This window comes from Solicola agrisoli (genome assembly GCF_049059935.1).
GTDB lineage: Bacteria > Actinomycetota > Actinomycetes > Propionibacteriales > Nocardioidaceae > JAURVT01.
In genome coordinates, this window is record NZ_JBMGQR010000035.1 from 1 (window position 1) to 18,995 (window position 18,995).

Below are 18,995 nucleotides of genomic sequence, written 5' to 3' on the forward strand. Positions count from 1 at the left end.
TGGTTCCTGCGCTCGGACGCGCCGGTGGTCGGGGCGGCCGGCGTGCTCGAGGCGCTGTCGCTCAAGATCGGCGTCGTGCTCCTCGTGGTCGGCGTCCTGCACTTCCTCAACCTGTTCGTGCTGCTCGGCATCCGCAACGGACGTCGCGACCGTCAGATCGCCGCCGCCCGCGTCGGAGCCATGCAGCACCCGGCTGCGTGGAGCACCCCGATGCCCGCCGGGCACCACGGGCAGCCCGGAGCCGGACGGTGACCGAGGGCGGCCGGGGCGAGCAGACGCGCCAAGCGATCCTGGACGCGGCGCTCGCCCTGTTCGCCGAGCGCGGGTACGACAAGACCACGATGCGCGCGATCGCCACCGAGGCCGGCGTCTCGGTGGGCAACGCGTACTACTACTTCGGGTCCAAGGAGCACCTGATCCAGGGCTACTACGACCAGATCCAGGAGCGCCACGCCGAGGCCGCACGCGCGGCACTGGCCGGCAGCGACGACCTCGCCGTGCGGCTGTCGGGCGTCCTGCACGCCTGGCTCGACGTCGCCCAGCCCTACCAGGGCTTCGCCACCCAGCTGTTCCGCACCGCGGCCGACCCGCGCAGCCCGCTCAGCCCGTTCTCGGCCGACTCCTCGCCGGCCAGGGAGCGTGCGGTGGCCACGATGCGCGAGGCGGTCGAGGGCTCGTCGATCGGCCTCGACCCCGCCCTGCGCCCGTCGCTCCCGCACCTGCTCTGGCTGCTGCAGATGGGCCTGGTGCTGTTCTGGGTCTACGACGACTCGCCCGGCGCCAGGCGCTCCCGCGAGCTCGTCGACGGCCTGGTCCCGCTGGTCGTCCGCGTCCTGCGGCTGTCGCGCCTGCGGGTGCTCCGCGGCACCACCGCCGACCTGCTCGCGCTGCTCGGACGGCTCGGCCTGCCGTCGGCGGAACCGGACGGCGGCGGCGCGCGTCCGTCCAGGTGATGACCACCGCGGCCGACGACTTCACGACCTTCGGGCCCTCCCACCTGGGGGCGCTCGGGGTGCTGCTCGTCGGCGCCGTCGCGGTGGTCCTCGTCGGACGGGCCCAGCGCGGGCGCCCGTCCGCGGTCGTGCTCAGCCGGGCGTTCGCCGTGCTCATCCCGGTGTTCACCGTCCCGCTGCAGCTGCTGCAGCTCACCCCGGCCGAGTGGGACCTCGGCACGTCCCTGCCGTTCCAGCTGTGCGACCTCGCCTGGGTGTTCGCCGTCCACGCGCTGTGGACGCACCGCCGGTGGTCGGTGACGCTCACCTACCTGTGGGGCATCACGCTGGTCACCCAGGCGATGATCACGCCCGACCTCGCCACCAACTTCCCCGGGGCCCGCTACCTGATGTTCTGGGCGATGCACCTGCTCATCGTCTGGGCGTCGGTCTACCTGACGCTCGGCCTCGGCATCGCGCCGCGCTGGCGCGACCTGCGCACCGTCGTCGCGATCACCCTGACGTGGGCCGTCGCGGCGTTCTGCTTCAACGTCGTCGCCGGCACCAACTACGGCTACCTCAACGCCAAGCCCGCCCGTGGGTCGGCGCTCGACCTGCTGGGCCCCTGGCCGGGCTACGTGCTGGTCGAGATCGCGATCGTGATCGGCGTCTGGACGCTGCTCACCTGGCCGTGGGCGCGTCGGGAGAGCCGGACGTACCAGGGCGACGGCGACCTCGCCCGCCCTTGACGGGCCACCGTCCGTTCCGTCACGGTTCATCCCGACCCCCCAACGCCGTGGCCTCCGGGTCACCCACCGTCACTGGACTGGTGCCCATGACCCTCCGTACCCCCCTGCGCGCGAGCGCCCCGGCCGCCGTCGTCGCCACCGCGGCCGCGCTGCTCGTCGGCCTCGTCGGCGTGCCCTCCCAGGCCGCGAGCGGCCCGAGCGCCGCCGTCGCCGCCACCTCCGACCGTCACGGCAAGACCGACGACACCCTGGTGTTCGGCCACCGCGGCGCCTCGGGCTACCGCCCCGAGCACACCCTCGCGTCCTACAAGCTCGCCATGGACATGGGTGCCGACTACGTCGAGCCCGACCTGGTGAGCACCAAGGACGGCAAGCTGGTCGCCCGCCACGAGAACGAGATCGCGACGACCACCGACGTCGCCGACCACCCCGAGTTCGCCGACCGCAAGACCACCAAGACCATCGACGGCGTCGCGCTCACCGGCTGGTTCACCGAGGACTTCACGCTGCGCGAGCTCAAGACGCTGCGCGCCAAGGAGCGTCTGCCCCAGACGCGCCCGGCCAACACGCGCTACGACGGCCTCTACGAGATCCCCACCCTCGAGGAGGTGATCGCGCTGGTGAAGAAGGAGAACCGCCGCCGCGGCACGAACGTCGGCATCGCGCCGGAGACCAAGCACCCCACGTACTTCCAGGGCATCGGGCTCGGCCTGGAGCGCCCGCTGCTGCGCACCCTGGCCAAGGCGGGCCTGGACAAGAAGCGCTCCAAGGTGGTCATCCAGTCCTTCGAGACGACCAACCTCAAGTACCTGAACGCCCGCACCCCCGTGCCGCTCGTCCAGCTCACCTCGGCCGCCGGCGCCCCGTACGACCTCGTCGCGCAGGGCGACCCCCGCACGTGGGCCGACGTCACCAGCGCCAGCGGACTGCGTCAGGTGGCCAAGTACGCCGACTGGCTCGGCCCGGAGAAGAACCAGGTGATCCCGCGCGACGCGGCCGGCTTCCTGGCCAAGCCGACGACGATCGTGCGCGACGCCCACCGCGCCGGGCTCGACGTGGTGGTCTACACCTTCCGCGACGAGAACCAGTTCCTGCCCGCCGACTTCCGCGACGGCACCGACCCCAACACCAAGGGCGACTCGTTCGCCGAGTACCGCGCGTTCCTCGCCACCGGCATCGACGCGATCTTCACCGACCAGCCCGACACCCTGGTGGCCTACCTCGAGCTGCAGGACGAGGCCGCCTGACGCCCGGTGCTCACCGCCCTACGCTGGGGCGGTGAGCACCGACGCGGGCACCCAGGTCGAGATCGAGACGCCCGACGGGCCGATGCCCGCCTACCGGTGGCTGCCGCCGTCGGGCACCGGCCCCGGCCTGGTGCTCGTCCAGGAGATCTTCGGCGTCTCGGACTACATCCGCTCGCGCGCCGCCGACCTCGCCGCGCTCGGCTACGTCGTGCTCGCGCCGGAGATCTACTGGCGCCTGGAGCGCACCACCGTCGACGAGTCGCGCGACGACGTCCTGCAGCAGGCGATGGGCCTGGTGCAGCAGCTGGACTGGGACGTCGCCGTCCAGGACGGGGCCGCGGCGCTCGACCACCTGCGCGCCGACGAGGCCGTCACGGGCGGCACCGGGCTGCTCGGCTTCTGCTTCGGGGGAGGGCTGGCGTTCGCCGTCGCCGCCGAGCGCGACCCCGACGTGCTGGTCAGCTACTACGGGTCTGCGCTGCCCGACCTGCTGCACCTCGCCCCGCAGGTGACGGCGCCGAGCCTGCACCACGTCGGCACGTCCGACGCCTACCTGGGGCCCGAGGTGGTGGAGCGGATCCGCGCCGCCGTGGAGCGTCCGGGCGTGCGGTTCGAGACCTACGAGGGCGCCGACCACGCCTTCGACAACCCGATGCCGGCCTTCCACCACGCCGACGCGTCGGCGCGGGCCTGGGCGACCACCGCGGAGTTCCTCGCCGAGCACCTGCCCACGACCTGACGCAGGATGGTCGGACCCCCGACCCCGGAGCCCCCATGCGCCTCGTCCGCCCCGTCCTCCTGCTGCTCACCGCCGCCGCGCTCGTCCTCGTCGGCGCCTCGCCGTCCGTCGCCGCGTCGCCCGACACCTACCGCCTCCCCGACGGCTTCCAGCCCGAGGGGATCGCCACCGGCCCCGGCCGCACCGCCTACCTGGGCTCGCGCGTCGACGGCCGGATCGTGAAGGTCGACCTGCGCTCCGGACGGGTCTCGCCGCTCGCCGCCGGCCCCGGCACCCCGTCGCTCGGCCTCAAGGTCGACGGCAAGCGCCTGTTCGTCGCCGGCGGCACCGGCGGCGACGCCCGTGTGCTCGACACCCGTACCGGCCGCACGCTCGCGTCCTACGACCTGGCGACGGCGGCCGAGAGCTTCGTCAACGACGTGATCGTCACCAGGGACGCGGCGTACTTCACCGACTCGCGCAACCCCGTGCTCTACAAGCTGCCGCTCGGCCGCAAGGGCGCGCTGCCGAAGCAGTCGGCGGTGGAGCGCATCGACCTCACCGGCGACCTCGTCTACGGCGAGGGCAACAACGCCAACGGCATCGAGCGCACCCCCGACGGCCGGGCGCTGCTCGTCGTCCAGTCCAACACCGGTCTGCTGTTCCGCGTCGACCCGCGCACGGGCGTCACCCGCACGGTCGACCTCGGAGGCACGTCGCTCGTCAACGGTGACGGCCTGCTGCTCGAGGGCCGCACCCTCTACGCCGTGCAGAACCGGCTCAACGCCATCGCGGTGCTGAGGCTCGACAAGCGCGGCACCGCCGGCGTGAAGACCGGCGAGATCACCGACCGGCGGTTCGACGTGCCCAGCACCGTCGCTCGCGACGGCCAGCGCCTGCTGCTGCCCAACGCGCGGTTCACCACCCCGCCCACGGCGACCACCCGCTACGACGTCGTCGCGGTCCGCGCTGGCCGATGCTGAGCACCCGTCCTAGGGTCGGCACGAACGCCGACCACGCACCCCCGAGGAGAGCCCGATGATCGTCATCACCGTCCGCTTCAAGGTCAAGCCCGAGCACGTCGACGGCTGGCTCGACCGCGTCGAGTCCTTCACGCGCAACACGCGCGCCGAGGAGGGCAACCTGTGGTTCGACTGGGCCCGCAGCGTCGACGACCCGAACGAGTTCATCCTGCTCGAGGCGTTCAAGGACGACGGCGCCGAGGCGCACGTCGGGTCCGACCACTTCAAGCAGGCCATCGTCGACCTGCCCCCGGCGCTCGCCGAGACCCCCCGCATCATCAACTTCCAGACCGACGGCGACGACTGGTCCGAGATGGGCGAGATGAAGATCTAGGCCCTGAGGCGCCTGGCATCCCGACCGGCGACGTTGCTCGCCGCTCGACGAACGAACCCGGTTCGCCTTCGCGGCGGCGCCTCGCCGGTCGGGCGCCAGCCACCTCAGGGGGTTTCGATCGTCCAGGCGTCGGCCTAGCCTGGCGGCATGTGCCGCAACATCAGGACCCTCCACAACTTCGAGCCCGCCGCCACCGAGGACGAGGTGCACGCCGCCGCGCTGCAGTACGTCCGCAAGGTGGCGGGCACGACCAAGCCGTCGCAGGCGAACGCCGAGGTGTTCGAGCGAGCCGTGCAGGAGATCGCGCACGTGACGCGCCACCTGCTCGAGGACCTCGTCACCTCGGCGCCGCCCAAGGACCGCGACGTCGAGGCCGCCAAGGCCAAGGAGCGCTCGGCCAAGCGGTTCGCCACGGCCTGATCGCGCCGCCGCCTCAGAGGTGGCGGTGCATGACGTGCAGGCCGACCCGGCCGAGCGTGCGGTGCTCGTACGCCTCGGGCACGGTGCCGACGATCGTGAACCCGAGGTCGTGCCACAGCCGCACGGCCACGGTGTTGGTCTCGACCACCGCGTTGAACTGGATGGCGGCGTAGCCCTCGTCGCGCAGGGCGTCGACGACGTGCTCGCCCAGCGCGCGTCCCACGCCGCGCCCGCGGGCGGCCGGCGACACCATGAAGCTGGCGGTGCCCACGTGCGAGCCCCGCGCCGGGCGGTTGGGTCCGTACTTGGCGCTGCCGAGCACGGTGCCGTCGTCGTCGACCGCCACGACGCAGCGGTCGGGGGCCGGTGCCATCCACAGCGCGCGGGCCTCGTCGGACGTCAGGTGGTCGGGGTAGGCGTAGGTCTCGCCCGCCTCGACGGTCGACGCGAAGAACGGGTACACCTGCGGCCAGTCGGCCGGCGTCGCCTCGCGGATCTGCACGGCGCCGATCCTACGACGAGGCCCGCGCCCCCCTGGGGGGACGCGGGCCGGTGGTCGTCGCGGGGTCGTCAGCCGGAGTAGGCGACGCCCGTCGCGTGCAGCGGGCAGTACCCGAACGGGTTCTTCGCGAGGTACTGCTGGTGCACCGCCTCGGCGTAGTAGAAGTGGTCCAGCGGCAGGATCGCCGTGGTGATCTCGCCATAGCCGCGGGCGCTCATGTCGCGCTGGTAGACCTCGCGCGACTTCTCCGCGAGCTCCTGCTGCTCGGGCGTCGTGGTGTACATGACCGAGCGGTACTGGGTGCCGACGTCGTTGCCCTGGCGCATGCCCTGCGTCGGGTCGTGGTTCTCCCAGAAGATCTTGAGCACCTGCTCGAACGGCAGGACCTTCGGGTCGAAAACGACGCGCACGACCTCGGCGTGCCCGGTCATGCCGGTGCACACCTCCTCGTACGTAGGGTTGGGGGTGACGCCACCGGCGTAGCCGACCGCGGTCGTCCACACGCCCGGCGTCTCCCAGAACGTCTTCTCCTCGCCCCAGAAGCAGCCCAGGCCGACGACGACCTCCTCGAAGCCGTCGGGCACGGCCGCCTCCATGGGCGTCCCGAGCACCAGGTTGTCGGTGCCGACCTCGAACGGACGGGTGTCGCGTCCGGGCAGCGCGTCCTGGGGCTCGACCAGCGTGGTCTTCTTCCTACCGAACATCAGTGGGGGCCTCCTTCGCCTCGTGTACTGCACAACAGTCCGGGACCCCGAAACGTTCCGCCACTCAGGTGACGATCCCTGCGGCCACGGCGACCTCGCGGTACGCGCCCGCCAGCGTCTCGACGGTCTCGTGCGCGTTCAGCCCGCTGGGGTTGGGCACCACCCACAGCGCCGACCCATGGAGGTCGTCCGGCTGGCGTCCCTGGCGGGTGCGGGGGAGCCCGAACGCCGTGCGATAGGCGGTGATGCCGGCGACCGCCACCACCGCCGGACGCCGGGTGGCGACCAACGTCTCGAGCCGCGTGCGCCCCTCGCGCAGCTCGTCGACGGTGAGCTCGTCCGCGCGGGCGGTCGCGCGGGGCGCGAGGTTGGTGATGCCGAGGCCGAGGCCCGTCAGGTAGGCGGTGTCGTCGGACGACAGCGTCGCGGAGGTGTCGAGGTCGCGAGTGACGACGCCCGCCCGCCGCAGCGCCGGCCAGAACCGGTTGCCCGGCCGCGCGAAGTGCGTGCCGGTGGCGGCCGTCCACAGCCCGGGGTTGATGCCGACGAACAGCAGCCGGAGGTCGTCGCCCAGGAGGTCGGGGACGGTCGCGTCGCGGAACGTCTCGAGCTCGGCGCGCGTGAATCCCACCCCGTGACGCTACCGCCGAGACGCCCTCCCGCGGCCGTCGGCGGCACGATCTAGTGTGGCTCCGTGACCGATTCGACCCCGCCCAGCGACCACGGCTTCGAGACGCTCGCGATCCACGCGGGTCAGGAGCCCGACCCGCGCACGGGCGCGGTGATCCAGCCGATCTACGCCACCAGCACCTACAAGCAGGACGGCGTCGGCGGACTGCGCGAGGGGTACGAGTACTCCCGCAGCGCCAACCCCACCCGCACCGCGCTCGAGGAGTGCCTGGCCGCGCTCGAGGGCGGCGCCCGCGGGCTGGCGTTCGCCAGCGGCCTGGCCGCCGAGGACACGCTCCTGCGCGCCCTCACCGCGCCCGGCCAGCACGTCGTCATCCCGAACGACGCCTACGGCGGCACGTTCCGCCTGTTCGACCGCGTCGCCCAGCCGTGGGGGCTGGAGTACACCCCCGCGCCCATCGCCGACGTCGACGCGGTGCGCGCCGCGATCCGTCCGGGCACCACGTCGGTCGTGTGGGTCGAGACGCCCACCAACCCGCTGCTCGGCATCGCCGACATCGAGGCGCTGGCCGGCGTCGCGCACGAGGCGGGCGCGATCCTCGTCGTCGACAACACCTTCGCCTCGCCGTACCTGCAGCAGCCCATCCGTCACGGGGCGGACGTCGTCGTCCACTCCACCACCAAGTACGCCGGCGGCCACTCCGACGTCGTCGGCGGCGCGCTCGTCGCGCGTGACGCCGACGTGGGCGAGAAGCTGACCTACCACCAGAACGCCATGGGCGCGGTGGCCGGGCCGTTCGACTCGTGGCTGGTGATGCGCGGCCTCAAGACCCTCGCGCTGCGCATGGAGCGGCACAGCGACAACGCCGAGGCCGTCGTCCAGCACCTGCTGGCGCACCCGGGCGTCGAGTCCGTGCTCTACCCCGGGCTGCCCGACCACCCGGGCCACGAGGTCGCCGCGCGTCAGATGAGGCGCTTCGGCGGCATGGTCTCGTTCCGCATGGCCGGCGGCGAGCAGGCGGCCGTCGACGTCGTGAACCGCTGCCGGCTGTTCACGCTGGCCGAGTCGCTCGGTGGCGTCGAGTCCCTGATCGAGCACCCCGGGCGCATGACGCACGCGTCCGCCGCGGGCTCGCCCCTGGAGGTCCCGGGCGACCTCGTGCGCGTGAGCGTCGGCATCGAGACCCTCGACGACCTCCTCGCCGACCTCGACCAGGCGCTCCGGGGCTGATCCACGTGCTGCGGGGGCTGCGACGCGCCATCGAGGACAGACGCGCGCCCGCTCCGGCCCGGTTGGACGCCGACGCGGTGGACGCCGAGTCCGGTGCCGTGGCCGACGACGTCCCCGACCAGAGCCCCGCGGTGTCGGTCGGCGGCGCCGTCACACCGCGCCACGTCCCGTACGGGCTCGAGCTCGCGGCCGGCTGGTCGTGGCGGCTCCTGGTCATCGCGCTGGCCGGCTACGTGGTCTACCGGATCCTGTCGTACTTCGCCGAGATCGCCGTGCCCATCGCCATCGCGGTGCTGGTCAGCGCGCTGCTGGTGCCGTTCGTCGACGGGCTCGTCCGCCTGCGGGTGCCCCGGGTCCTGGCGGCGCTGGTCGTCGTCGTCGGGTTCGTCGCCGTCGTCACCGCGGCGCTGACGCTCGTCGGCCAGCAGGTGTCCACCCAGGTCTCGCAGCTGCGCGACTCGGTCGTCACCGGCATCGGGCAGGTGCAGGACTGGGCGCGCAACGGCCCGCTCGGCCTGTCCGACGCGCAGCTGCAGACCGCGGTCGACAACGTCGTCACGGCCATCCAGAACCAGGACGGCCAGGTGGTCACGCGCGTCACCGAGGTGGGGGCGACCCTCACCCACGTCGGTGCCGGCGTCTTCATCGTGCTGTTCGGCACGTACTTCTTCCTCTACGAGGGCGGCCGGATCTGGACGTGGGTCGTGGGCCTGGTGCCGCGCGACGCGAGCGAGTACGTCGACTCCTCGGGCCGGGTCGCGTGGGTCTCGCTCACCGCGTTCACCCGCGCCACGGTGGTCGTCGCCTTCACCGACGCCGTCGGCATCGCGGTGGCGGCGTGGATCCTCGGCGTCCCGCTCGCCTTCGCCATCGGCGTGCTGGTGTTCATCGGCGCGTTCATCCCCATCGTCGGCGCCTTCGTGTCGGGCCTGGTGGCCGTGCTCGTGGCGCTGGTCGACCAAGGCCCGGTGACGGCGCTGCTCATGCTGCTGGCCGTGATCGTCGTGCAGCAGATCGAGGCGCACGTGCTGCAGCCGTTCCTGATGGGACGCCTCGTCGCGGTGCACCCGCTCGCGATCATCCTGGCCGTCGCCGCCGGCATCGCGGTGTCGGGCATCGTCGGCGCCCTCGTCGCCGTCCCGATCGCCGCCTGCGTCAACGCGGTGGTCAAGCACCTGGCGTCCAGAGCACGGGCGCAGGCCCAGGCTGGACCGGCGCGTGCCTGACGTCCCGTCCGACCTCGCCGACGCGCGCCGACTGCTCGAGGGGGTCGCCGAGACCACCCCGGTGCAGGACTCGCGGTGGCTGTCCGGCGCCGTCGGGTCGCCCGTCGTGCTCAAGTGCGAGAACCTCCAGCGCGCCGGCTCGTTCAAGATCCGCGGCGCCTACGTGCGCATCGCGCGGCTGGAGGAGTCCGAGAGGCGGCGCGGCGTCGTCGCGGCCAGCGCCGGCAACCACGCGCAGGGCGTCGCGCTGTCGGCGTCGCTGCTCGGCGTGCCCGCCACGGTCTACATGCCCGACGGCGCACCGATCCCCAAGGAGAAGGCGACGCGCGCGTACGGCGCCGACGTCCGGTTCGCCGGGCCCAGCGTCGAGTCGGCGATCGCGGCGGCCGCCGAGCACGCCGAGCGCACGGGCGCGGTGCTGATCCACCCGTTCGACCACGCCGACGTCGTCGCCGGCCAGGCCACCGTCGCGCTCGAGGTGCTCGAGCAGGTGCCCGAAGTCTCCACGGTCGTGGTGTCCATGGGCGGGGGAGGGCTGGCGGCGGGCGTCGCGCTCGCCGTCCACGCGGTGCGCCCCGACGTCCGCGTGGTGGGGGTGCAGTCCGAGCGGATGGCGTCGTACCCCGCGTCGCTGTCGGTGGGCACCCCGGTGACGATCGACCCGCTGCGCACGATGGCCGACGGCATCGCCGTCGCGCGTCCGGGCGACGTGCCGTTCGCGGCGGTGCGCGACCTCGTCGACACCGTCCTCACGGTCACCGAGGACGACCTCAGCCAGGCGCTCCTGCTCCTGCTCGAGCGAGCCAAGATGCTGGTCGAGCCCGCCGGCGCGGCGGCCGCGGCGGCCCTCGTCGCCCACCCCGAGGTGTTCGCCGGCGAGCGCGGCACCGTCGTCCCCATCCTGTCCGGCGGCAACATCGACCCGATCCTGCTGATGCAGGTGATCCGGCACGGCATGGTGTCCGCTGGGCGCTACCTGTCGTTCCGCGTGCGCATCCCCGACCGTCCCGGCGAGCTCGTGCGGCTCCTCGACGAGCTCGCCCGCCAGCACGTCAACGTCCTCGACGTCGTCCACGAGCGCACCGCCGCGGCGCTCCACGTCGACGAGGTCGAGGTGGCGCTCCAGGTCGAGACCCGCGGCGACGCCCACCGCGAGGCCGTCCAGGCCCACCTCCGCGGCCTCGGCTACCCCCTCGGCCTCGCCTGACGCCTCCTCCGTCCGCGATCTGATGGGTTCGCGGGGTTCTGGACAGCAGGAACCCCGCCAACCCATCAGACCGGGGACGCGAACCAGCTGGTCCACATGGTGTTGCAGGCGGGCGGCGGACCGACGTACCCGCGAGACGTGAGCGCGGCGTGCACGCGGCGGACGACGCGGTGCGGGTCCTTCAGGTCGTCGACGGTGACCACCACCAGACGCCACCCAGCGGCTTCGAGGTCCTCGCGCCGCCGGAGGTCGTGGGCACGCTGTCCCGCATCGCGCTCGTGCTGCCAGCCGTCGTACTCCACCAGGACCTTCCACCGAGCGAGGACGAGGTCACCCCGTGCGACAAATCTGCCGCGCGCGTCCCGGATGTCGGCGTTGCACGCCGGCTCGGGCAGCCGGGCGAACACGATCATCAGACGCAGCAAGGTCTCCATGACCGACTCCGAACCCTCGCGCACCAGGACGAACGCCCGCCGAGCCCTCACCACCCCGTCGAGGTGACAGGTCGTCAGGTAGGCGGCGAGCTGATCACGGGTCGTCCACCCGGCATGGATGAGCGCCTCCATGGCCTGGATCAGCTGGACGGGGTTCAGCAGGCGCGCGCAGTCGAGCACGGTGCGGTCGGGGCCGAGCACACGGATCTGACGCACGATCTGGGTGTGGAGCCGACCGACGCGACGATGGAGCCGGATCTCCCGGTGCTCGCACACCGCCGCGGTGTTCGTGCTGAAGTGCAGCGGCCACGGACGTCCCAGGTCGATGCCGTAGACCCGCAGCGCGGTCGTGTGACTGGCCGCCGCGTCGAGCGGCAGCACCAGGAAGCAGGCGCAGAGCCAGTCCCAGAAGCTGAGCTCCACCCCCGCCGCGACGTAGACGCCTCGCCACAGCCTGCGCACCTGCGGTCCGCGCAGCACGTCCGCGGAGACCCCTGCTGCGCGGGACTGCCGTGCGGAGAAGGGGCGCCGACGCAGGTGCGGTGGGAGCGGTCGTGCAAGTGGCATCCCTGCACTGTGGCGCCGGCGGACCGCCGAGAACGGCCGTCCACAGGCCCGGCTTCCACTCCGTCCGCGATCTGATGGTTTCGCGGGGTTCCCGGGACCGGGAACCCCGACAACCCGTCAGATCGCGGACGGGGGAGGAGCCCCGGCGGGCGGGCGGGGGGAGGGGCGGTCAGCCGGTGTAGGGCTTGGCGTCGACGACCTCGACGGAGAGGTCCTTGCCGTTGGGGGCCGCGTAGGTGGCGGTGTCGCCCTTCTTCTTGCCGACGATGGCCGCGCCGAGGGGCGACTGCGGGCTGTAGACGTCCATCGCGACGGACTCGTCGAGCCCGGCCATCTCGCGCGAGCCGAGCAGGAAGGTCTCGACGTCGTCGCCGGGGAACTTCACCGTGACGACCATGCCGGGGGCGACGGTGCCGTCGTCCTTGGCGGTCTCGCCGACCTCGGCGCGACGAATCATGTCCTCGAGCTGACGGATGCGCGCCTCGGTCTTGCCCTGCTCCTCGCGCGCGGCGTGATACCCGCCGTTCTCCTTCAGGTCGCCCTCGTCGCGGGCGTCACTGATCTTGGCGGTGATCTCCGCGCGGCCCGGACCCTTGAGGTGGTCGAGCTCGGCCTGGAGCCGGTCGTACGCCTCCTGGGTGACCCAGAGGGTGTTGCCCTGGTCCTGCGCGTTGGTGGTCATGGACGGATCTCCTAGCTCTACGACGACGTCGACATGCGACGACACCCCGGGCGTCGGCCCGGGGTGAAGGGTCGAGACTAGCAAGTCCGGCCCTCAGATGCCCGTCACTCGGTCGTGCGACACGTCCGGATCGTCCCGGTCACCGCGCGGCGCTCGGTGCGGATGTCGGCGCTGACGCGGGTGCTGCCCGGCTCGCCGGCGGGCAGGTCGACGGTGCGCTCGCCCACGATCGAGTGGTCCTGGGCGATGGCGTAGACCTCGCAGACGGCCGCGGCGCCCTCGCTGCGCTCGACCTGCAGCTCGACCTGGGTGCTGGTGTCGGAGACGACCTCGTAGCCGTACACCTGGGCGGCGACGTCGGGCTGCGACTGGGCGCTCGCGGCGTACCAGGCCCACGCGACGCCGAGCAGGATCGCGACCGCGGAGAACACGTACCAGAAGGTGCGCGAGCGGCCCGTCCGTCCGTACCGCTCGCCCACGAGGTCGGGGGAGGAGGTCGAGGCGGGCATGGGAGCATTGTGTCCTACCGCCGTGTGCGTCCTCGCGGCGTCCCGCCCCCGAAGGAGAGCCGTGGCCGACCGCCTGCGCCTCATGCACGTCCACGCCCACCCCGACGACGAGTCGAGCAAGGGCGCGGCCACCACCGCGAAGTACGTCGCCGAGGGCGTCGACGTGCACGTCGCGACGTGCACCGGCGGCGAGCGAGGGTCGATCCTGAACCCGAGCTTCCAGCACCCCGGCATCGAGGACAACCCCGCGCTGATCGGCGAGATCCGGCGCGACGAGATGGCGCGCGCCCGCGAGATCCTCGGCATCGAGCAGGACTGGCTCGGCTTCGTCGACTCCGGCTGGCCCGACGGCGACCCCAAGCCTCCGCTCCCCGAGGGCTGCTTCGGCCTGGTGCCCCTCGAGGACGCGACGCGGCCGCTCGTCCGCCTGATCCGCTCGTTCCGCCCCCACGTGGTCACCACCTACGACGAGAACGGCGGCTACCCGCACCCCGACCACATCATGTGCCACAAGATCTCGGTCAAGGCGTTCAAGGACGCCGCCGACCCCGAGGCGTACCCCGAGGAGGGGGAGCCCTGGCAGGCGGCCAAGCTGTACTACCAGCACGGCTTCAACCGCCTGCGCTCGGTGGCGATCCACGAGGAGATGCTGCGCCGGGGCATGGAGTCGCCGTTCACCGAGCGGCTCAAGGAGTGGAAGGTCGACCCCGAGCACGACAAGCGGATCACCACCCGGGTCGAGTGCGCCGAGTACTTCCCGGTGCGCGACCAGGCGCTGCTCGCCCACGCGACGCAGATCGACCCCGACGGCTGGTTCTTCGCCGTCCCGCTCGAGCTCCAGGCGGCCGTCTGGCCCACCGAGGACTTCGAGCTGGTCGAGTCCACCGTGGAGACCACGCTGCCCGAGGACGACCTCTTCGCGGGTCTGCGCTGACGCGTAGGCTGGGGTCGTGAGCATGCTCCACGCCCTGGCCGACCTGACGAGCACGATGGTGCTGACCGCGTCGGACCCCCAGCTCGACCCCGACGACGTCAAGCCCGGGTGGCTGGGCTTCGCGGTGTTCCTGGCGATGGCGGCGGCCACGGCGTTGATCCTGTGGAGCTTCGTGCGCCGCACGAAGAAGGTGAACTTCGTCGAGCAGGACGACTGGCGACACCCCGCCGCGCCGGGCGACGACCAGATCGCCGACGAGCCGCGCACCGCCGAAGGGGACGCGCGGTCGCGTCCCGACACGCCCGCCGGCTAGGACGGCCAGGGCTCCGCGACCGCGAGCACGTCCACGGCCGTGCCCCTCGGGGTCTCGCGGTCGACGTGCCGCAGGTCGAGCACCCGCGCCCCGCGCAGCCCCGACGCGAGCGCCTCGACGGTCGGCAGCACCGACGCGTCGGACGGTCCGCCGACGCCGTGCTCGAGGTTCTCGCGGGCGTGCCCGAGGTAGACGACCCTGCCGCCCGGCGCCAGCCAGCCCACGGCCCTGGCCAGCACGTCCGCGAGGTCGGGCAGGTGCAGGTAGGCGACCAGGACGAGGTCGAGCGGGCCGTCGGGCGCGTACGTGGTCGCGTCGGCGACGGTGAACCTCGCCCGCGTCGGGTCGGTGCCCGGCCGCCGGCTCGCCTGCCGCACCGCCTCGGGCGAGAAGTCGACGCCCTCCACCTCCCAGCCGAGACCCGACAGCCAGGCGGTGTGCCGCCCGTCGCCGCAGCCGAGGTCGACCGCCCGTCCCGGCGCCAGGTGGCCGACCAGGTCGGTCAGCAGCGCGTTGGGGGACGACCCCCACAGGTCGGGTGCCTCGGCGTACCGCGCGTCCCAGTCGTCGGCGTCCACCCGGCCAGGCTAGGGGGTGCCGGACGGCAGCGGCACCCGTAGGAACCGCGGACGGTACAGGAACGGGTCGGCGTCGACGGCCGACAGGTCGGTGTCGTTCTGGCTGTACGAGACGACCACCGAGCCGTCCCGCGGCAGCAGGTCGGGGTGGGCGAGCGGCATGTAGCGCAGCGTCCCGCCGCCGGCCTCAGACGGGATCTGCGCGACCGGGTCGCCGGCGACGAAGGGGCCGGTCGGCGACGGCGCCGACCACACGACGAGGTCGGAGCCGACGAACTCGTCGCGCTTGCTCACCGCGTACCACCGGCCGTCCTGCTCGAACACGCTGAGGGTCTGCGACACCCCGCCCTGCGCGGCGATCAGCTTCTTCGCGCGTCCGGCGTCGCGCTGCCAGCGCCGCCCGTCCCAGTAGCGCCACCGGTCGGTCTCGAGGATGTCGTCCGGACGGACGCGCGCGACCGCCAGCGAGAACCCGAAGATGCCCGGCCGCTCGGGGTTGGCGGTGCCGTACAGGTAGACCCAGCCGTCCTCGACCGCCGACGCCGCACCCCACGTCGGGCGCCTCGTGCCGGCCCGGTCGGGCCCGACGTCGCGCACCGTCAGCAGCTGCGGCGTGCCGCCCCGCGGCACGACGAACAGCGCCGTCGCCGGACCCAGGTTGGTGAACGCGGCGGCACCGTCGGGGCGGTCCGAGCCCCGGACGCGCTGGGCGCCGACGCCCACGAGGTCGTAGCCGGTGCGCTCGACCTTGGCGACCGACATCGGCCAGTACCCGACGCCGTCGGCGCGGTCGGGGATGAGCGCGCCGTGGTCGGCCGGCAGGACGACGCTCGCGCACCGCCCCGAGAAGACCAGCACCGAGTTGCGGACGAAGCGCTGGCCGTCGAAGTCACGCGAGCGCAGCGTGTCGCCGAAGACCCAGAGACGGCGGCCGTCCTGGAGCTCGACGTCCGCGCCCACGTCGGCACCCTGGAACTCCTGGCCGCCGCGCACCCGGGTGGCCAGCGTGTTCAGGTCGGCGACGGACCCGATGGGGTCGATCGGCAGGCACTGCGTCTGCTCGGCGGGGTCGACCGACACCGTCGTGCGGTCGTCGCGGGGCGCCGGGGCGAGGGCGAGCGCGGCGAACAGGGCGACCGCCACCGGCAGCGTGACGAGCCCGACGCGCACGCGCCAGCTCACCCGGGGCAGCGCCATGGGGGTCACGCTTCCACACGGCCTAGGCTCGACGACCGTGGGACGACGCCGGACGCTCGTGGTGCTCGGCGTGCTGGTGCTCCAGGCGCTCGTCGTCGCGCTGGTGGTCCTCGCCGGGCCCGGGGGAGAGCCGCACCGCGCGCCCGTGACGATCGCGGCGCCCGCGGTCGTCGCGCAGACCCTCGCCGAGCGCGTCGACGCCCTTCCCGGTGAGCCGTTCGACGCGGCCGCGACCACGTCCACGAGCCGGGCGCGCGCCGACGTCGTCGAGGGACGCAGCGTCGCCGCGGTGGTCGTCGACCTGTCGGCCGAGACCGAAACCCTCTACGTGGCCTCGGCCCGAGGCGACGCGCTCGAGGACGCCGTGCGGGACGGGCTGTCGGGGATCTCGGCCTCGCTCGGCCGCACGCTGGTCGTCGAGGACGTGGTTCCGCCCCGCGGCGATGCGGGCCTCGGGACCCTGATGACGCTGGTGGGCCTCGCGGTGCTGCTCGGGTTCGTCGTCGCCGTCGTGACCACCTGGTGGCGCGGACCCGTCGCCGCGACGGCGAGGCTCGGCGCGGTGCGCGTCGTCACGGCGTCGGCGCTGGCGGCCGTGCTCGGTCTCGGCGTGGCGGTCGCGGGGGTCGCGCTCGTCGGCGGTGGTCTCGCCGGGTGGTGGCTCGCGGCGTCGCTGACGGTGCTCGCCGTCGTCACCACGACCTACGCGCTCGAGGCCCTCGCCGGAGCGGCCGGGCTCGGCATCGCCCTGACGCTGCTCGTGCTCGCAGCCGCGCCGGTGGTGGTCGCGGGCAGCCCGCTGCTGCCGGCCGAGCCGTGGGCGACCGTGACGCCCTGGCTGCCCTACGGTGCGGGCCTGGCTGCCGCCACGTCCGCGGCCTGGTTCGACGACGCGGGTGCCCTGCGACCGCTGCTGGTGCTCGCGGCGTGGACGGGCCTGTCCGTGCTGACGCTGGTGGTGGCGCGTCGGGAGCGGCGACGGGACGAGGCGGAGGTCTCCCAGCCGGCAGCGGCCGACGGTGGGATCATCGGCAGATGAGCACCCCGGCAGAGGACTACCTCGACCTCGACACCCTGCTGTCCACCGACGAGATCGCCCTGCGGGCCGCGGTGCGCGCGTTCGTCGACGACCGGATCAAGCCCCACGTCGCGCAGTGGTTCGAGGAGGCGCAGTTCCCGCGCCACCTCGTCAAGGAGATGGGCGACCTCGGCCTGCTCGGCATGCACCTGGACGGCTACGGCTGCGCCGGTCGCAGCGCGGTGGAGTACGGCCTCGCGGCCATGGAGCTCGAGGCCGGCGACTCGGGCATCCGCACCTTCGTCAGCGTGCAGGGCTCGCTCGCGATGAGCGCGATCCACAAGTTCGGCTCCGAGGAGCAGAAGCAGACCTGGCTGCCCGGCATGGCCGCGGGCGACCTGATCGGCTCGTTCGGCCTCACCGAGCCCGGCGCCGGCAGCGACCCCGCGTCGATGGCCACCCACGCCGTGCGTGACGGCGACGACTGGGTGCTCAACGGGTCCAAGCGCTGGATCGGCCTGGCGTCGATCGCCGACGTGACGGTGGTCTGGGCGCAGACCGACGGCGGCATCCGCGGCTTCGTGGTGCCCACGCAGAGCGAGGGCTTCACCGCCACGCCCATCACGGGCAAGCTGTCGATGCGCACCTCGATCCAGTGCGACATCACCCTGACCGACGTCCGGCTGCCCGCCGACGCGGTGCTGCCCCAAGTCACGGGCCTCAAGGGACCCTTCTCGTGCCTGAACGAGGCGCGCTACGGGATCATGTGGGGCGCGATGGGCGCTGCACGCGATGCCTACGAGGCGGCGCTGGCGTACTCGCTCGAGCGGCACCAGTTCGACAAGCCCATCGCCTCGTTCCAGCTGACCCAGGCCAAGCTGGTCGACATGGCGCTGGAGATCCAGAAGGGCCAGCTGGTGGCCCTGCAGACCGGGCGGCTCAAGGACGCCGGCACCCTGCGCCCGGAGCAGATCTCCTTCGGCAAGCTCAACAACGTGCGCGAGGCGATCGAGATCTGCCGGCAGGCCCGCACGATCCTCGGCGGCAACGGCGTGACGCTCGACCACTCGCCGCTGCGGCACGCCAACAACCTGGAGAGCGTGCGCACCTACGAGGGCACCGACGAGGTGCACACGCTCATCATGGGCCGGGTCATCACCGGCATCTCGGCGTTCTGACCCGTCACGTGGTCGTGGTGTCGGTCGATCCGTCGTCGGCGAGCAGCAGGTAGATCCTGCGGCGCGCGTCCTTGAGGATCGCGATCGCCTCGGTCACCTGCTCGGGACGCCCGACCTGGGCGACCTGCATGGCGGCACCGGCGAGCTCGGGGATCGCGCCGCGCAGCTCGCGGAACCCGTCGTTGCCGGCGCCGTCGACGGACTCCCAGACGGCGTCGAGCTCGTCGCGGTGCTCCTCGACGTAGGCGGTGCCGTCGTCGGTGAGGTGGACGACCGAGCGGCCCTCTGCCTTCTCGGTGCGGACCAGGCCCTCGTCGCCGAGCTGGGCGAGGATCGGGTAGACCGAGCCGGGGCTCGGGCTCCAGACGCCGCCGGTGCGCTCCTTGACCTCCTGGATGATCTGGTAGCCGTGCATGGGCTCCTGCGCGAGCAGGGCCAGGACGGCGTTGCGGACGTCGCCGCGGGCACGCCCGCGACCTCCGCGTCGACCGCGGCCACGTCCGTCGGGCGGGCCGAAGCCCGGTCCCATCGGGCCGAAGCCGGGGCCTCCCGGGCCGAACCCGGGTCCGAAGCCGCGTGCGCGGCGGGGGTGGTGGTGGATGCCTCTCATGAGGGATCTCCTTCTGGTGCTCTCGGAGCGGTCCGGATGACCACTCGCGATGG

Annotated in this window: 23 protein-coding genes and 1 pseudogene; 15 read left to right on the forward strand and 9 right to left on the reverse strand. The window is 73.0% G+C overall.

Going from position 1 to position 18,995, the window contains the following annotated elements; genetic code table 11:
* The 8 genes and pseudogenes from ACI6PP_RS13270 to ACI6PP_RS13305 all read left to right on the forward strand — a co-directional run.
* Positions 1-252: pseudogene (locus tag ACI6PP_RS13270) on the forward strand (hypothetical protein); the annotation flags it as partial.
* Positions 249-953, forward strand: coding sequence for a TetR family transcriptional regulator (locus ACI6PP_RS13275; RefSeq protein WP_421112074.1), 705 nt, complete (start codon positions 249-251; stop codon positions 951-953). The pseudogene ACI6PP_RS13270 and the gene ACI6PP_RS13275, both read left to right, overlap by 4 nt.
* Positions 953-1,681 (forward strand): YwaF family protein, encoded by a 729-nt coding sequence (locus ACI6PP_RS13280; protein ID WP_421112075.1) that lies wholly within the window; start codon positions 953-955, stop codon positions 1,679-1,681. The genes ACI6PP_RS13275 and ACI6PP_RS13280 overlap by 1 nt, the downstream gene beginning before the upstream one ends.
* A gap of 86 nt (positions 1,682-1,767) precedes the next feature.
* Positions 1,768-2,928, forward strand: coding sequence for a glycerophosphodiester phosphodiesterase (locus tag ACI6PP_RS13285; protein ID WP_421112076.1), 1,161 nt, complete (start codon positions 1,768-1,770; stop codon positions 2,926-2,928).
* Between the two features lie 31 nt (positions 2,929-2,959).
* Complete coding sequence (locus ACI6PP_RS13290) at positions 2,960-3,667, forward strand: dienelactone hydrolase family protein (RefSeq protein WP_421112077.1); 708 nt, start codon at positions 2,960-2,962, stop codon at positions 3,665-3,667.
* Positions 3,668-3,702: 35 nt separating this feature from the next.
* The gene (locus ACI6PP_RS13295) at positions 3,703-4,629 is read left to right on the forward strand and encodes an SMP-30/gluconolactonase/LRE family protein (RefSeq protein WP_421112078.1); all 927 of its coding nucleotides are present in this window, start codon (positions 3,703-3,705) and stop codon (positions 4,627-4,629) included.
* A 55-nt stretch (positions 4,630-4,684) separates the two neighbouring features.
* On the forward strand, positions 4,685-5,002 hold the full coding sequence (locus tag ACI6PP_RS13300) for a putative quinol monooxygenase (protein ID WP_421112079.1): 318 nt from the start codon (positions 4,685-4,687) through the stop codon (positions 5,000-5,002).
* Positions 5,003-5,149: 147 nt separating this feature from the next.
* Positions 5,150-5,422, forward strand: coding sequence for a DUF2277 domain-containing protein (locus tag ACI6PP_RS13305; RefSeq protein ID WP_421112080.1), 273 nt, complete (start codon positions 5,150-5,152; stop codon positions 5,420-5,422).
* A gap of 13 nt (positions 5,423-5,435) precedes the next feature.
* On the opposite strand, the gene ACI6PP_RS13310 is transcribed toward ACI6PP_RS13305, so the two are convergent.
* The 3 genes from ACI6PP_RS13310 to ACI6PP_RS13320 all read right to left on the reverse strand — a co-directional run bounded on the left by ACI6PP_RS13310 (position 5,436) and on the right by ACI6PP_RS13320 (position 7,259).
* Positions 5,436-5,924, reverse strand: coding sequence for a GNAT family N-acetyltransferase (locus ACI6PP_RS13310; protein ID WP_421112081.1), 489 nt, complete (start codon positions 5,922-5,924; stop codon positions 5,436-5,438).
* A gap of 68 nt (positions 5,925-5,992) precedes the next feature.
* The gene (gene msrA, locus ACI6PP_RS13315) at positions 5,993-6,628 is read right to left on the reverse strand and encodes a peptide-methionine (S)-S-oxide reductase MsrA (protein WP_421112082.1); all 636 of its coding nucleotides are present in this window, start codon (positions 6,626-6,628) and stop codon (positions 5,993-5,995) included.
* A 64-nt stretch (positions 6,629-6,692) separates the two neighbouring features.
* Positions 6,693-7,259 (reverse strand): mismatch-specific DNA-glycosylase, encoded by a 567-nt coding sequence (locus ACI6PP_RS13320; protein ID WP_421112083.1) that lies wholly within the window; start codon positions 7,257-7,259, stop codon positions 6,693-6,695.
* A 63-nt stretch (positions 7,260-7,322) separates the two neighbouring features.
* On the opposite strand from ACI6PP_RS13320, the gene ACI6PP_RS13325 reads away from it, so the two are divergent.
* The 3 genes from ACI6PP_RS13325 to ilvA are packed head-to-tail and all read left to right on the forward strand — an operon-like array spanning position 7,323 to position 10,922.
* Complete coding sequence (locus tag ACI6PP_RS13325) at positions 7,323-8,489, forward strand: cystathionine gamma-synthase (protein ID WP_421112084.1); 1,167 nt, start codon at positions 7,323-7,325, stop codon at positions 8,487-8,489.
* Positions 8,490-8,494: 5 nt separating this feature from the next.
* The gene (locus ACI6PP_RS13330; RefSeq protein ID WP_421112085.1) at positions 8,495-9,715 is read left to right on the forward strand and encodes an AI-2E family transporter; all 1,221 of its coding nucleotides are present in this window, start codon (positions 8,495-8,497) and stop codon (positions 9,713-9,715) included.
* Positions 9,708-10,922 (forward strand): threonine ammonia-lyase, encoded by a 1,215-nt coding sequence (ilvA, locus tag ACI6PP_RS13335; RefSeq protein ID WP_421112086.1) that lies wholly within the window; start codon positions 9,708-9,710, stop codon positions 10,920-10,922. Before ACI6PP_RS13330 ends, ilvA begins: the two co-directional genes overlap by 8 nt.
* Positions 10,923-10,987: 65 nt before the next feature.
* Here the strand turns inward: ilvA and ACI6PP_RS13340 are convergent, their stop codons facing one another.
* The 3 genes from ACI6PP_RS13340 to ACI6PP_RS13350 all read right to left on the reverse strand — a co-directional run bounded on the left by ACI6PP_RS13340 (position 10,988) and on the right by ACI6PP_RS13350 (position 13,114).
* On the reverse strand, positions 10,988-11,836 hold the full coding sequence (locus tag ACI6PP_RS13340; RefSeq protein WP_421112087.1) for a DUF559 domain-containing protein: 849 nt from the start codon (positions 11,834-11,836) through the stop codon (positions 10,988-10,990).
* A 256-nt stretch (positions 11,837-12,092) separates the two neighbouring features.
* Positions 12,093-12,605, reverse strand: a complete 513-nt coding sequence (gene greA / locus ACI6PP_RS13345) for a transcription elongation factor GreA (RefSeq protein ID WP_421112088.1) — start codon at positions 12,603-12,605, stop codon at positions 12,093-12,095.
* Positions 12,606-12,709: 104 nt separating this feature from the next.
* Positions 12,710-13,114, reverse strand: coding sequence for a DUF4307 domain-containing protein (locus tag ACI6PP_RS13350; protein ID WP_421112089.1), 405 nt, complete (start codon positions 13,112-13,114; stop codon positions 12,710-12,712).
* An 82-nt stretch (positions 13,115-13,196) separates the two neighbouring features.
* On the opposite strand from ACI6PP_RS13350, the gene mca reads away from it, so the two are divergent.
* A complete protein-coding gene (gene mca / locus ACI6PP_RS13355; protein WP_476712936.1) occupies positions 13,197-14,048 on the forward strand; it encodes a mycothiol conjugate amidase Mca in 852 nt (283 codons plus the stop codon).
* Between the two features lie 16 nt (positions 14,049-14,064).
* A complete protein-coding gene (locus ACI6PP_RS13360) occupies positions 14,065-14,361 on the forward strand; it encodes a hypothetical protein (protein ID WP_421112091.1) in 297 nt (98 codons plus the stop codon).
* On the opposite strand, the gene ACI6PP_RS13365 is transcribed toward ACI6PP_RS13360, so the two are convergent.
* Entirely contained in the window at positions 14,358-14,939 is a 582-nt protein-coding gene (locus ACI6PP_RS13365; protein ID WP_421112092.1) for a class I SAM-dependent methyltransferase, read from the reverse strand. The genes ACI6PP_RS13360 and ACI6PP_RS13365 overlap by 4 nt on opposite strands.
* Before the next feature lie 9 nt (positions 14,940-14,948).
* Positions 14,949-16,136, reverse strand: coding sequence for a DUF4185 domain-containing protein (locus tag ACI6PP_RS13370; protein ID WP_421112093.1), 1,188 nt, complete (start codon positions 16,134-16,136; stop codon positions 14,949-14,951).
* A 37-nt stretch (positions 16,137-16,173) separates the two neighbouring features.
* On the opposite strand from ACI6PP_RS13370, the gene ACI6PP_RS13375 reads away from it, so the two are divergent.
* Complete coding sequence (locus ACI6PP_RS13375) at positions 16,174-17,175, forward strand: hypothetical protein (protein ID WP_421112094.1); 1,002 nt, start codon at positions 16,174-16,176, stop codon at positions 17,173-17,175.
* Positions 17,172-18,332, forward strand: a complete 1,161-nt coding sequence (locus ACI6PP_RS13380) for an acyl-CoA dehydrogenase family protein (RefSeq protein ID WP_421112095.1) — start codon at positions 17,172-17,174, stop codon at positions 18,330-18,332. The genes ACI6PP_RS13375 and ACI6PP_RS13380 overlap by 4 nt, the downstream gene beginning before the upstream one ends.
* A gap of 4 nt (positions 18,333-18,336) precedes the next feature.
* On the opposite strand, the gene ACI6PP_RS13385 is transcribed toward ACI6PP_RS13380, so the two are convergent.
* Positions 18,337-18,942, reverse strand: a complete 606-nt coding sequence (locus ACI6PP_RS13385) for a PadR family transcriptional regulator (protein WP_421112096.1) — start codon at positions 18,940-18,942, stop codon at positions 18,337-18,339.
* Positions 18,943-18,995 lie beyond the last annotated feature (53 nt).

What these genes read in the sequence shown, in the direction of transcription:
- ACI6PP_RS13280 (WP_421112075.1), top strand. Translation starts at nt 953, where the DNA reads ATGACCACCGCGGCCGACGACTTCACGACCTTCGGGCCCTCCCACCTG.
- ACI6PP_RS13285 (WP_421112076.1), top strand. Translation starts at nt 1,768, where the DNA reads ATGACCCTCCGTACCCCCCTGCGCGCGAGCGCCCCGGCCGCCGTCGTC.
- ACI6PP_RS13295 (WP_421112078.1), top strand. Translation starts at nt 3,703, where the DNA reads ATGCGCCTCGTCCGCCCCGTCCTCCTGCTGCTCACCGCCGCCGCGCTC.
- ACI6PP_RS13300 (WP_421112079.1), top strand. Translation starts at nt 4,685, where the DNA reads ATGATCGTCATCACCGTCCGCTTCAAGGTCAAGCCCGAGCACGTCGAC.
- ACI6PP_RS13305 (WP_421112080.1), top strand. Translation starts at nt 5,150, where the DNA reads ATGTGCCGCAACATCAGGACCCTCCACAACTTCGAGCCCGCCGCCACC.
- msrA (WP_421112082.1), bottom strand. Translation starts at nt 6,628, where the DNA reads ATGTTCGGTAGGAAGAAGACCACGCTGGTCGAGCCCCAGGACGCGCTG.
- greA (WP_421112088.1), bottom strand. Translation starts at nt 12,605, where the DNA reads ATGACCACCAACGCGCAGGACCAGGGCAACACCCTCTGGGTCACCCAG.
- ACI6PP_RS13350 (WP_421112089.1), bottom strand. Translation starts at nt 13,114, where the DNA reads ATGCCCGCCTCGACCTCCTCCCCCGACCTCGTGGGCGAGCGGTACGGA.
- mca (WP_476712936.1), top strand. Translation starts at nt 13,197, where the DNA reads ATGCACGTCCACGCCCACCCCGACGACGAGTCGAGCAAGGGCGCGGCC.
- ACI6PP_RS13370 (WP_421112093.1), bottom strand. Translation starts at nt 16,136, where the DNA reads ATGGCGCTGCCCCGGGTGAGCTGGCGCGTGCGCGTCGGGCTCGTCACG.
- ACI6PP_RS13380 (WP_421112095.1), top strand. Translation starts at nt 17,172, where the DNA reads ATGAGCACCCCGGCAGAGGACTACCTCGACCTCGACACCCTGCTGTCC.
- ACI6PP_RS13385 (WP_421112096.1), bottom strand. Translation starts at nt 18,942, where the DNA reads ATGAGAGGCATCCACCACCACCCCCGCCGCGCACGCGGCTTCGGACCC.